Source organism: Antribacter sp. NEAU-D49, from assembly GCF_057158775.1.
The window spans coordinates 1-11,498 of sequence record NZ_JBXTSN010000025.1 but is presented as its reverse complement, the minus strand read 5'-3'; the positions used below and the strand labels follow the sequence as shown (position 1 = coordinate 11,498).

Sequence of the window (11,498 nt, the reverse complement as noted above, 5' to 3'; positions counted from 1 at the left end):
GAGGCCCGGCGACCGAGACGGTCGCCGGGCCTCCGCGTCAGGAGCAGGTCACCTCAGGAGCAGGTCACCTCAGGAGCGGGTCACCTCAGGAGCAGGTGACCGCCGGGGCCGACGACGGCGGGGTGCCGTTCGCGACGAACCCGTACGTGGTGCTCTGGTTCACGCCGAGAGTCCCGTTCCACGGCGCGTTGGTCACGGTGTGCGTGGTGCCCGACGAGGTCAGCGTGCCGCTCCACAGGTTCGAGATCGTGGTTCCGGACGCCAGCGTGAACTGCGTGCGCCAGCTCGTCCGGGAGGCAGCCGCCTTCACGGTCACCTCGCCCTGGAAGCCGCCCTGCCACGAGTTGACGACCCGGAAGGTCGCCACGCACTGGCCCGGGACGGGCGTCACGGTCGGCGTCGGCGTCGGCGTCGGCGTCGGGGTGGGCGTGGGTGTCGGGGTGGGAGTGGGGGTCGGCGTCGTGACGCCCCCGAACACCTTCGCCCGCACCGACGTCTGCGAGAACCCGTCCGCCCCGGTGATCACCCGGGTGCCCCAGGAGGTGCGCCGGGTCGGGTCGAACGCCTGCACCATGTCGAGGTACTCGACGCCGCCGCCGTTGCCGCTCCAGGACCAGGCGAACCAGCCGATGCCCTGGGACCGCGTGTACGACATGATCGTCGCCTCGTCCGGGTTCCCGTCCGAGTGGTCGTGCCCGAACTCGCCGACGATCAGCGGCAGGCCGCGGCTCGTGAACGAGTCGATGTAGGCGCGCACCTCGGCGGCCGTGTCGTACACCCCGTACATGTGGATGGAGAACACGGTGTTGCGGTCGGGGTCGGCGGCAAAGACTGTGGCGGCGTTGTCGCGCATGGTGCCGCTCCAGTCCTGCCCCCAGTTCGGCGCGTCCACGACGATCGTGTGGTCGAAGCCCGCCGCGCGCAGGCGCTGGATCGCCGTCGACGTGTCGGACGCCCAGCGGCTCGCGGTGGCCGCGTCGTTGCCGTAGGGCTCGTTGCCGATGTTGATCAGCACGTGGTCCTCGGTGCCCTCCAGCGTGGGCAGCAGCGAGATCCAGTAGTCGGTGGCGGTGGCGAGGGTCGACGCACCGGCCTGCTCGCCGTAGCCGGTCGTGTCGTGGTCCTCGAGCACGCAGACCAGCTTGTTGTCCCAGCACTGGTCCACCACGGCGGCGACGTCCGCCGGGCCGTTCCTGGTCCAGCGCGTGCCGTCGCTCAGCACCACGCGCACGGCGTTGGCGCCGGTGGCGGAGATGTCGGCGAACGCGCGCGTCTGCGACGCGTACCAGGTGTGCGCGTGGCTCGTGCCGCGCAGCAGCAACGGCGTGCCGTCTCCCTCGACGATCTTCCCGTTGCTCACGTGGATGCCGCCGGTGGCGGCCTCCGCCGTGGTGTCGCCGGCCAGCGGCGACGCCACGAGCATCGCGGCAACTGCCGCGGTCGCCGCGACGCCGCCTGCGGCGGCGGTGAAGTCCTTGCGTGTCAGTCTCACGGTCCCTCCCCTTCGAGAGCTCTGGCGCGGTCGTCGTGTCCGACGACGTCCCGCGCACCTTCGCGCCGAAGGCTCGCCCGAGGAGAAGGGCGCGACAAGGATCTGAAACGCTTAAGGACAGAACTTCCTTCAGTGACCTAAGTCAGGCAGAGGGGCTCTTCGGCGGCCTGACCGTCGGCACGTCGCCCACGATCGGGATGGGCCTGCGGTGGAAGGGGAAGCCGTAGCGCGTCACGAGCCCCGCGAGCGTGGTGACCCGGTTGCGCGGGCCGATGAGCGACATGATGTGGACGAACAGCCACACGATCCACGCCGTCCCGCCGGTGAGCCGGAGCTGACCCTTGCCGGGGAGCTGGATCTCGGCGATCGCGGCACGACGGCCGATCACGGCCATGGTGCCCTTGTCGGTGTACTCCAGCGGCTCCGTGGGACGGCCCTCGAGCAGCGCGACGATGTTCTTGGCGACCTGCTGTCCCGCCTGGAGCGCGGGCTGCGCCAGCTGCGGCAGGTCGGACGGGGACACCGCGATGTCGCCGGCTGCGAAGACGCCCGGCATCCCGTCCACCTGGAGGTCGTCGCCCACCACGATCCGGCCGCCGCCGTCCTGGGGCAGTCCCCACTCCGCGACCTCCTCGTGCGGGTGCACGCCGGCGGACCACACGGTGAGGTCGGCGTGGATGCGCGTCCCGTCGGTGAGGACCACGCCGTCCGGCTCCACGGCGCTCACGCCCGCGCCGAGGTGGAGCGACACCCCACGGCGCTTGAGCTCCTGGGTGGCGTAGGCCCGCAACGAGGGCGCGAAGGACTTGAGCAGCTCCGTGCCGCGCTGCACGATCTTGACCTCGAAGGCGTCGCCGTGGATCTCGGGGTACGCGGGGGCGAGACCGGCGGTGCGGAGCTCGGCGAGAGCGCCCGCGACCTCCACCCCGGTGGCGCCGCCGCCCACGACGACGACCCGGAGCCCGTCGTCGGACCGCCGGGACTTCGCCGCCTTCTCGAGGCGGATGAACAGGTTGTCGCGGATCTTCATCGCCTGCGACCGGGAGTACATGGGGAAGGCGTGCTCCTTGGCACCCGGGGTGCCGAAGAAGTTGGTGGTCACGCCGGACGCGACGACGAGGTAGTCGTAGCTGATCCACATGTCGTTGAGCAGGCGGATCTTCTTGGCGGAGTGGTCGGCACCGACCAGGTGCTCGTGCACCACGCGCACGTTCTTCTGCTTCAGCCGCAGGCCGCGCAGGAAGTAGGTCACGTCGCCCGGGTTCAGGCCCCCCGTGGCCACCTGGTAGAGCAGCGGCTGGAACGTGTTGTACACGCGGCGGTCGATCAGGGTGATCCGCACCGGGGCCTTCGCGAGGGCCTTGACGACGGCCATGCCGGCGAATCCACCACCCACGACTACCACGTGCGGGAGCGACTCCGTCTCGGAGGCGAGCAGGTCTGTCTCGAGCCCGAGCTCGTCGTCGAGGTGGGTGTGGGCGGGGGTCGGCTCGGTCACTGGTGCGAGGCCTCCTGGTGCGGTGCGCGCCGGGTGGCACGCGTTCTGGCGGTCAGCTCTGTCAGGTTGTGCGGTGGAGCTGTCGGCCGGCGTCCGCCGGTGTCGCGGACGTCGTCCGCGACGTGTCCCACGGTACGGGGCAGCGAGCACGGCTCGCCAATCCGGGGTGGCGCGCCGACCTGGCAGGATGGCTGCCATGGGCGACCTCCTGGCCGTGTGCCGCGTGCACCAGCTGCTTCCCGACCCGAGCGCCGTGGGCGTCACCGCCATCGACAAGCGGCCGGTGGAGGGCCGCGTCGTGGTCAGACGGTTCGGCCTGTACGCCGACGTCCAGGCCGACCGCCGGGACCACGGCGGACCGGACCAGGCGGTCTACGCGTACGCGCAGGAGGACGCCGACGTCTGGGCCGCTGAGCTGGGGCGTGACATCCCTCCGGGTCTCTTCGGCGAGAACCTCCGGACGCGGGGCCTCGACATCGGCCGATCGGTGATCGGTGAGCGCTGGCAGGTCGGCACGGCGGTGCTCGAGGTCACCCAGGCTCGCGTGCCGTGCCAGACCTTCGCCCGGCGGATGGGCGAGGAGCGCTGGGTGCGCCGGTTCGCCGACGCCAACCGGACGGGGGCGTACCTCCGGGTCGTCCAGGCGGGAGAGCTCGGAGCAGGCGACGAGATCACCGTCGGCTACCGGCCCGCCCACGGGGTGACGGTCGCGGAGGCGTTCGCCGCCTGGAGCCGCGTCAAGGCGATGGCCAGGCCGGTCGGGGACGACGGCGACGACGTGGGACCTGCGGTCGACGCACGGGTCGAGCTGGGGCGGCGGCTCCTCGAGGCGCACGCCAAGGGGGACGTCACGCTGAGTGCCGACATGCTCCGCCGGGCGGAGCAGGCCGCGGGCCGCGCGGTCGTCGACTGAGCCCCGGCTCCTGCTGTCGACCGGATCTCGCACCGCGGAGGAGCCGGCTCAGCGCCGAGCGGGCTCGTTCGGCGGGAACTCGCCGCTGTCCGAGCCGTCGTCGCCCTGGCGCACCAGCTCCTGGAGGCGGCGCTGCACGGACTCGACGTCAGGCACGTCGTCCAGGATCATGCCCGGCTGGTCCGTGCCGTCGGAGATGACGAGCGTGCCGCAGCCCCAGAACCGGTCGCTCAGCTGCTTCTCGAACGTGACGTTGTTGATGCGGTACAGCGGGATGTCGCGGCCGGTCTGGGTGAGCACGCCGGTGCGCAGGGCGACCCGCTGGTTCGTGATCACGTACCGGGTGGTGAGCCAGCGCACCCACGCAGGGACCACCGCGGTGACGGCGAGGACGACCAGCACGATCGTGGCGAACCAGAGGATCAGCCCGTCGACCGGCAGCGGGAGCACCCACAGAGCGACCAGCGCGGCCAGGAGCACCACCAGCAGCAGGATCGGCTTGACGATCTTCTTGGGGTGGGTACGCAGGGTCATGACCACCGACTCGCCCTCGGCGAGGTGCTCGTCCTTCATGCGTGCATAGTGTCACGATCAGGGCGAAGGCGGGAGATTCCAACCTTCCACGGTTCGCAGGTGATGGCCGTACCCGAGCAGGCTGATCGCCGCCGTCCCGAGCTCGAACCGGGAGCCCAGCCGCGGGTCGATGCCGAGCCAGGCCGTCACGAGGACCCGCAGCAGGTGGCCGTGCGACACGACCAGGACGTCACCGCCGTGGCGCAGCGTCTCCTCCGCCCGCTGCACCACGCGCGCTGCTCGCGCCGCGACCTCCTCGAGCGTCTCGCCGGGCCGCCCGTCACCGTGCTCCGGGTCGGGCGGCAGGGAGCGCACCCCGTCCTCGAAGATCAGGAACTCGCGGCCCAGCTGCTCGCCCACGTCCTTCGCGGTGCGCCCGTCGACCGGCCCGTAGTCCCACTCGGCGAGGTCGTCGTCGGTCTCGGCGTCCGGGTAGCCGGCCAGCTCGGCGGTGCGCCGGGCCCGCTGGAGCGGGCTGGTCAGCACCCGGTCGAAGCGGTACTCCGCCAGCGTCGCCCCGGCCTGGCGCGCCTGCTCCACGCCCGCCGGGGTGAGCGGGATGTCGGTGCGGCCGGTGTGCTGCCCGGACAGGCTCCACTCGGTCTCGCCGTGACGGAGCAGCACCAGCTGCGGGTCCTTGGTGGGGATGAGCGGCATGGTCCGAGCATGGCGCAGCCCGGTGGCGCACGCTCGTGGGCGCGCCACCGGGCCGCGGATGCGGGAATCCGCGGGCCGCCCGTGAGGTTGGCACGTCCGTGAGCGAAACCCTGAAGGTCGACATCTGGTCCGACGTCGCGTGCCCCTGGTGCTACATCGGCAAGCACCGCTTCGAGACGGCGCTGGCGCGCATCGCCGAGCGCGAGGGCGCCGCCCCCGACGTCACCGTCGAGTACCACTCGTTCGAGCTCTCGCCCGACACCCCCGTCGACTTCGAGGGCACCGCCACCGAGTTCCTCGCCGCCCACAAGGGCATCCCCGTGGCCCAGGCCCAGCAGATGCAGGACCACGTGGCGGCGCTCGCGGCCGCCGAGGGCCTGCAGTTCAACACCGACGCGGTGCGGCACACCAAGACCCTGCGGGCGCACGAGCTCCTCCACCTGGCCAAGGCGCACGGCGTCCAGTACGAGCTGAAGGAGCGCCTGCTGCGCGCCTACTTCACGGAGGGGCGCCACGTGGGGCACGTCGAGGACCTGGCGGACCTCGCTGCCGAGGTGGGCCTGGACCGGGACGAGGCGGTCGCCGCCCTCACGGACGGCCGGTTCGCCGACGACGTCGCGGCCGACATCGCTCAGGCCCGCGCCTTCGGCATCAACGGCGTCCCCTTCTTCGTGCTGGACGGGAAGTACGGCGTCTCCGGCGCCCAGGACCCCGACGTGTTCGTGCAGGTGCTGGACCAGGTCCTCGCCGACCGCATTTCCGCGTGAGACCGGGAACCAACCCGTACTGAATGACGTTGGTGCAGGTAGATCGGGTGAAACGTGGTCGCTGCGACGGACCTCACAGGACGTCCGGTAGACGATGCGACGTGGTATCACCGACACTGAGGCACCCCACAGAGCAGTGGGTACGAGCACCGCAGCCCGACCCTCACATCCCCGAGGAGGAGACATGACGGACAACCACGAGAGCCAGTACCGCTCGATCGCGAACCCTCGCCGAGTCACCCTGGTCGACATCAGCGCCGCCGAGGCGGCCGCGCCCCGCAGCGAGGCGGCGCACCTGCACATGATGGGCGACGACGCAGGCACCTGCGTCGACGGGGTCTGCGCCATCCCGGAGTGACCCCGCAGCGCTCCCTGCCGCCGGGGACGCGCCGCACCTGATCCTGAACAATCCGCCCAGATCGATCTACCCTCGACGAGGAACGTCCGTGACTCGAGGGGGAGCGTGGCATGAGAAGTTTCCGAGCGGGTGGAGCGATCGGTGCGGTAGCGCTCGCGGCGGCGGGGCTCGCCGCGTGCGGCGGAGGGGCCGGTGGCAACACCGCCGAGGGTGACGGCACGCTGACCATCTGGACCCTCGAGGACAACCCGGACCGGGTGGCGATCCTCGAGGACATCGCCGGGGACTTCGGCGCCGACGCGGGCGTCGACACCGCGGTGGTCCCCGTCGACGCGGCCCAGTTCAACGCGCTCCTCGTGTCGAGCGCCGCCTCGGGCGACCTGCCTGACGTCATGGCGGCGCTCGGCCTGGACGGCGTGGGCGCCATGGCCGCGAACGACCTGCTCGACACCGACGCGCCCGCGCAGGTCGTCGACGGCCTCGGCGTGGACACGTTCAACCCGGCCGCCCTCGACCTCGCCACCGTCGACGACACGCTCCTCGCCGTCCCGAGCGACTCCTACCCGACGGTGCTCTTCTACCGCACCGACCTCTTCGAGGCGGCGGGCCTCGACGCCCCCACCGACTACGACAGCATCATGGCCGCCGCCGAGAAGCTGCACGCGACCGGCATCACGCCGTTCGCCGGCTTCACCACCGAGCAGGGCGACTTCCAGGGTCTCGCGCTCGCCAACGGCTGCGAGCTGGTCCAGGAGGACGGGACCGTCACGCTCGACGAGCCCGAGTGCGTCGAGGCGTTCGCGTTCTACGACGAGCTCATCACCGAGCACTCGTTCGCCGGCGAGCAGGACTGGGACGCCGTGCGTGCCTCGTACCTCTCCGGGCAGGCGGCCATGGCGATGTACTCGTCGTACCTCCTGGACGAGCTGGCCGGCCAGCACGAGAACTTCGTCCCGAGCTGCCCGGAGTGCGCGGCGGACCCCGCGTTCCTCGCGAAGAACACCGGGGTCGTGGCCGACATCGGCGGCGCGGACGGCGAGGTGCGTGGCCAGTTCCGGATGCAGAGCGACTGGGCGATCACGGTGACCGCCGACCCCGAGGCCGCCGACTTCGTCACCTACGCGATGAGTGACCGCTACCTCGACGTGCTCTCCATGGCCCCCGAGGGCAAGGTGCCGGACCGTCTCGGCACGGAGGCGAACCCCACCGAGTACCTCGACGGCTGGAAGGCGCTGCCGATCGGCACCGCCAAGCAGCAGACGCTCGCCGACTTCTACCCGCCGGAGGTCCTCGACGTCCTGACGAACCCGGACGGCGAGGCGCTCTGGTGGGGAGTCCGGCAGGGCCACGCGGAGCTGCTCGGCGCGATGCTCGGCGAGCTGCCCGTGGAGAACGCGATGAACGACATGTTCACCGACGCGCTCACGCCCGAGGAGGCGGCCCAGCAGGCGGCCGACCAGGTCCGCGAGATCCAGGACTCGCTCGGGTGACCATCCCGGGGCGCTCGCGGGTCGCCCGTGCGGGCGCCCCGCGCCGGTCACCGCTCGCGCGGGCCGAGGCCCGGGCGGGCCTCGGCCTGGTGCTGCCCAGCGTCGTGATCGTGGTGGTCCTCGTCGTGGTGCCGATCCTGTGGTCGCTGCTGCTCGCGTTCAAGGACCTGCGGCTCGTAGAGCTCGCGCACGCCCCGCTGTTCGGCGACTTCACCACCGCGTCCATCGTCGAGGTGCTGTCGTCCCGTCGGCTGTGGGAGTCGATGGGCGCCACGTTCGCGTACTCCGTGATCGGGACGGCGGGGGCCATCGCGGTGGGGCTGGTCGCCGCGCTCGCCCTCCGCCGTCCCTTCCGGGGGCGCGGGCTGGTGCGCGCGCTCCTGCTGCTCCCCTACGTGGCGCCGATCGTCGCCACGACGTTCGCCTGGCGCACCCTCCTCAACCCGCAGTACGGACTCGTCAACGCGTGGGGGCAGGCTCTGCTCGGCTGGGACCGTCCGATCGCGTTCCTCACGCAGCGCTCGGCGCCGGTAGGGGTGTTCGGTCTCGAGCTCACGCTGCCGGTGGCCTTGTCGACGGTGATCGCGTTCGAGGTGTGGCGCACGTTCCCGTTCGCCTTCCTCTTCCTCACGGCCCGGCTGGAGGCGCTGCCGGGCGACATCGAGGAGGCGGCCCGCATGGACGGGGCCACGCCGACGCAGTCGTTCCGCCACATCGTGTGGCCGCAGCTGGTGCCGATCGTCGCGGTGCTCACCGTGCTCCGCTTCATCTGGACCTTCAACAACTTCGATGACGTGTACCTCCTCACGGAGGGGCGCGCAGGCACGCAGGTGGTCAGCGTGGGCGTCTACAACTACCTGGTGGGTCGCGGGGACGTCGGTGCGGCCTCCGCGCAGGCGCTGCTGCTCGCGGTCGTCCTGGCGGTCCTCATCGCGGCCTACCTGAGGCTCGCCGGCCGGCGCGGAGGTGAGTCGTGAGCGAGATGACGGTCTCCCGGACCGGGACGGAACCTGTCCGCATGGTGAGAAGTTCAGGGTCGAGGCGTAAATTCACCCGCTGGTCGCGGAACGCCGTCGAGCTGGGGGTCCTGGGCGTCCTCCGCTGGGTCGTGACCGGGGTGCTGCTGCTCGTCGCGGTGTTCCCGTTCCTGTACGTCCTGGTCCTCTCGACCCGCGACATCGCCTCGCTCCAGCGGGACCCGGCGCGCTTCTGGCCCGCGCTCGACGAGGTGCGGCTCGACGCCTACGTGGACGTCCTCCTGCCCCTCGAGAGCGGTGGTCAGGACTTTGCGCGACTGATGCTCAACAGCGCGGTGATCGCTGTCGCGACCGTGCTGATCACCCTGCTCGTGGCCGTTCCAGGGTCTTACGCGGTGAGCCGGCTGGACTTCTTCGGCAGGCGTCAGGTGAGCAGCCTTTTCCTTGCGGTCTACCTGTTTCCAGGCATCTTGCTGGCAGTTCCGCTCTTCGTCGCGTTCACCCGGCTGGGGCTTCGCGGGAACATCTGGGTGCTCGTCGTGGTTTACGTGTCACAGACGGTTGCGGTCGCGATCTTTATGCTCAAGAACTATTTTCAGACGGTGCCGGTCGGGCTGGAAGAGGCAGCCGCTCTCGACGGACTCGGTCGGCTCGGCATCATCAGGCGCATCATCCTGCCCCTCTCGTTGCCGGCCATCGTCTCGAACGCACTGTTCGTCTTCATGATCGCGTGGAACGAGTTCCTGTTCGCCCTCCTGTTCCTCGTGGAGGACCGGAGCAGGTGGACCGTCTCCCTGGGCCTGGCCCAGCTGACCAATGCGCTCGAGACTCCGCCGGCCACGCTGATGGCCGGATCCATTGTGCTGACTGTCCCGGTAGTGGCAATCTTCTTCGCCACGGAGAGATTTCTCGCCGGCGGCCTCACCTCCGGAGCGGAGAAGGGCTGAGCACGCGTACGACCCACATCGACGAAGAACCACAGGGGTGTATCCACGCATGAGTACCGAATCGTTTCGACACTTCACGGACGGCCGCGTTCCCGACGCCGGGATCGCCGCACTGTTCAGCGTCGAGAACCGATTCCAGAAGCGCCTCGACGTCGAGGCAGCTCTCGCGCAGGCCGAGGCAGAGGTAGGACTCATCCCGGAGCCGGCAGGCCGGGCGATCTGCGCTGCCGCGCAGCTCGACAAGCTGGACCTCGAGCGTGTGGCCGCGGCCACGGCCGCGGCGAGCCACCCGCTCGTGCCGCTGATCGAGGAGTTCGCCCGCGTCGTGGGCCGCGAGCACGGCGGCTGGGTGCACTGGGGCGCCACCACGCAGAACATCACGCAGACCGCTGACGTGCTCGTCCTCAAGGACGCCCACACGCGGATCAAGGGTCTCCTCGCCCAGGCGCTGCGCGCCATGTCCAAGCAGGCCGACTCGTCCGCCGCCGTGCCGATGGCCGGCCGCACGCACAGCCAGCACGCCGTGCCGATCACGTTCGGCTTCAAGATGGCGGTCTGGATCGACGAGATGACCGCGCACGTGGACCGCCTCGAGCGGCTGGAGGACCGCCTCTTCCGGGTCCTGATGGGCGGGGCCGTGGGCACCTTCGCCTCGTTCGGTCCCGCAGGCCGCGACGTCGAGCGCCGGGTGGCGCGGATCCTCGACCTGAGCACCATGCCGGTGCCCTCGCGGGCGATCAACGACGGCATCGTCGAGCTGGTCCTCGTCCTCGGCCAGCTCGCCGGCACGGCAGGGAAGATCGGCAAGGACATCTACTCGCTGATGCAGCCGGAGTTCGGTGAGGCGTTCGAGCCGATCCCGCACGGCACTGTCGGCAGCTCGACCATGCCCCACAAGCGCAACCCGCAGCTGGCCCTCGACCTGCAGTCCACCAGCGCGCAGCTCCGCGCTCTGGCGGCCCCCGCGCTCGAGTCCATGCTGCACGACCACGAGGCCAACGGCGCCATGACGGCCCTCCTCGAGGACGTCGCGGCGCAGGCGTCGGTCCTGGCCGGCGACATCCTGTCCCGCCTCGTCGTGATCTTCGACGGGCTCGAGCTCGACGAGGACCGTATGCGCGCCAACCTCGCGCTCTCGGCGGGCCTCATGGGCTCCGAGTCGCTGATGATGGAGCTGGGCGAGCGGATCGGGCGCCAGAAGGCGCACGAGGTCGTCTTCGCCGTGGCGCAGGAGTCGGCACGGAAGGACCTGCCCTTCCTCGACCTGCTCACCAAGGACGAGGTGGTGGCCACGTACTTCAACGAGGACGAGATCCGTCACCTCATCGACCCCGTGAACTACCTCGGCGAGTCGGTCGCCATCGCCCACGCGATGGCGCAGCACGCCCGGGCGGTCGCCGACCGGCTCGAGATGCCCGATGCGGTCGCGGAGCCGGCGGTGACTCCGGCCCGCAAGGTCGTCGCCACGCCGCCCGCCGTCCCGCCGGTGCCCGACGCCGGGTGGGCCGCCTCGGACGACGACGTCACTCCCGTCGCCGGTCGGGCGTCCACAGGGGCGGGCGACAAGGTGCTCGTCCCCGCCTGACCGGAGCGGTCCTAGGGCCTGTCCTGTGAATGGCCTGGTCACTGGTTCTGTAATGTCCGGGTTGTGGGTGTTGGTCGGGGTGAGTTGACGGATGCGGCGTGGGCGCGGATCGAGCCGCTGCTGCCGGTCTCGTCCGGGCGTGGCGGGCAGTGGCGTGATCACCGGCAGGTGATCAACGGGATTCTGTGGCGGCTGCGGGCCGGGACGCCGTGGCGGGACGTGCCTGCGAAGTACGGGCCGT

Annotated in this window: 12 protein-coding genes; 8 read left to right on the top strand and 4 right to left on the bottom strand. The window is 70.9% G+C overall.

Going from position 1 to position 11,498, the window contains the following annotated elements; all coding sequences use genetic code 11:
- Positions 1 to 85: 85 nt before the first annotated feature.
- Both AC060K_RS17420 and AC060K_RS17415 read right to left on the bottom strand, forming a co-directional pair.
- On the bottom strand, positions 86 to 1,492 hold the full coding sequence (locus AC060K_RS17420) for a cellulase family glycosylhydrolase (RefSeq protein WP_483766609.1): 1,407 nt from the start codon (positions 1,490 to 1,492) through the stop codon (positions 86 to 88).
- Between the two features lie 142 nt (positions 1,493 to 1,634).
- Positions 1,635 to 2,990: an NAD(P)/FAD-dependent oxidoreductase gene (locus tag AC060K_RS17415; RefSeq protein WP_483766608.1), complete on the bottom strand. Its 1,356-nt coding sequence runs from the start codon at positions 2,988 to 2,990 to the stop codon at positions 1,635 to 1,637.
- A 196-nt stretch (positions 2,991 to 3,186) separates the two neighbouring features.
- On the opposite strand from AC060K_RS17415, the gene AC060K_RS17410 reads away from it, so the two are divergent.
- Positions 3,187 to 3,903 carry an MOSC domain-containing protein gene (locus tag AC060K_RS17410; protein WP_483766607.1) on the top strand — a complete coding sequence of 239 codons (717 nt, stop codon included), beginning with the start codon at positions 3,187 to 3,189 and terminating at the stop codon, positions 3,901 to 3,903.
- Between the two features lie 48 nt (positions 3,904 to 3,951).
- Here the strand turns inward: AC060K_RS17410 and AC060K_RS17405 are convergent, their stop codons facing one another.
- On the bottom strand, positions 3,952 to 4,476 hold the full coding sequence (locus AC060K_RS17405) for a PH domain-containing protein (RefSeq protein WP_483766606.1): 525 nt from the start codon (positions 4,474 to 4,476) through the stop codon (positions 3,952 to 3,954).
- A gap of 18 nt (positions 4,477 to 4,494) precedes the next feature.
- Positions 4,495 to 5,133, bottom strand: coding sequence for a histidine phosphatase family protein (locus AC060K_RS17400; protein ID WP_483766605.1), 639 nt, complete (start codon positions 5,131 to 5,133; stop codon positions 4,495 to 4,497).
- 98 nt (positions 5,134 to 5,231) lie between these two features.
- On the opposite strand from AC060K_RS17400, the gene AC060K_RS17395 reads away from it, so the two are divergent.
- The 7 genes from AC060K_RS17395 to AC060K_RS17365 all read left to right on the top strand — a co-directional run.
- Positions 5,232 to 5,900, top strand: a complete 669-nt coding sequence (locus AC060K_RS17395; RefSeq protein WP_483766604.1) for a DsbA family oxidoreductase — start codon at positions 5,232 to 5,234, stop codon at positions 5,898 to 5,900.
- A gap of 184 nt (positions 5,901 to 6,084) precedes the next feature.
- The gene (locus AC060K_RS17390; RefSeq protein WP_483766603.1) at positions 6,085 to 6,258 is read left to right on the top strand and encodes a hypothetical protein; all 174 of its coding nucleotides are present in this window, start codon (positions 6,085 to 6,087) and stop codon (positions 6,256 to 6,258) included.
- Positions 6,259 to 6,368: 110 nt separating this feature from the next.
- Positions 6,369 to 7,748 (top strand): ABC transporter substrate-binding protein, encoded by a 1,380-nt coding sequence (locus AC060K_RS17385; RefSeq protein WP_483766602.1) that lies wholly within the window; start codon positions 6,369 to 6,371, stop codon positions 7,746 to 7,748.
- Entirely contained in the window at positions 7,745 to 8,725 is a 981-nt protein-coding gene (locus AC060K_RS17380; protein ID WP_483766601.1) for a carbohydrate ABC transporter permease, read from the top strand. The genes AC060K_RS17385 and AC060K_RS17380 overlap by 4 nt, the downstream gene beginning before the upstream one ends.
- Positions 8,726 to 8,856: 131 nt before the next feature.
- Entirely contained in the window at positions 8,857 to 9,672 is an 816-nt protein-coding gene (locus AC060K_RS17375; protein ID WP_483766600.1) for a carbohydrate ABC transporter permease, read from the top strand.
- Between the two features lie 49 nt (positions 9,673 to 9,721).
- A complete protein-coding gene (locus AC060K_RS17370) occupies positions 9,722 to 11,257 on the top strand; it encodes a class-II fumarase/aspartase family protein (protein WP_483766599.1) in 1,536 nt (511 codons plus the stop codon).
- 18 nt (positions 11,258 to 11,275) lie between these two features.
- The coding region (locus AC060K_RS17365) for a transposase (RefSeq protein ID WP_483765222.1) at positions 11,276 to 11,498 on the top strand (223 nt) is incomplete at its 3' end.

Bases quoted from the DNA above. Each gene is read 5' to 3' on its own strand.
- AC060K_RS17410 (WP_483766607.1), top strand. From the start codon at position 3,187: ATGGGCGACCTCCTGGCCGTGTGCCGCGTGCACCAGCTGCTTCCCGAC.
- AC060K_RS17405 (WP_483766606.1), bottom strand. From the start codon at position 4,476: ATGAAGGACGAGCACCTCGCCGAGGGCGAGTCGGTGGTCATGACCCTG.
- AC060K_RS17400 (WP_483766605.1), bottom strand. From the start codon at position 5,133: ATGCCGCTCATCCCCACCAAGGACCCGCAGCTGGTGCTGCTCCGTCAC.
- AC060K_RS17390 (WP_483766603.1), top strand. From the start codon at position 6,085: ATGACGGACAACCACGAGAGCCAGTACCGCTCGATCGCGAACCCTCGC.
- AC060K_RS17385 (WP_483766602.1), top strand. From the start codon at position 6,369: ATGAGAAGTTTCCGAGCGGGTGGAGCGATCGGTGCGGTAGCGCTCGCG.
- AC060K_RS17370 (WP_483766599.1), top strand. From the start codon at position 9,722: ATGAGTACCGAATCGTTTCGACACTTCACGGACGGCCGCGTTCCCGAC.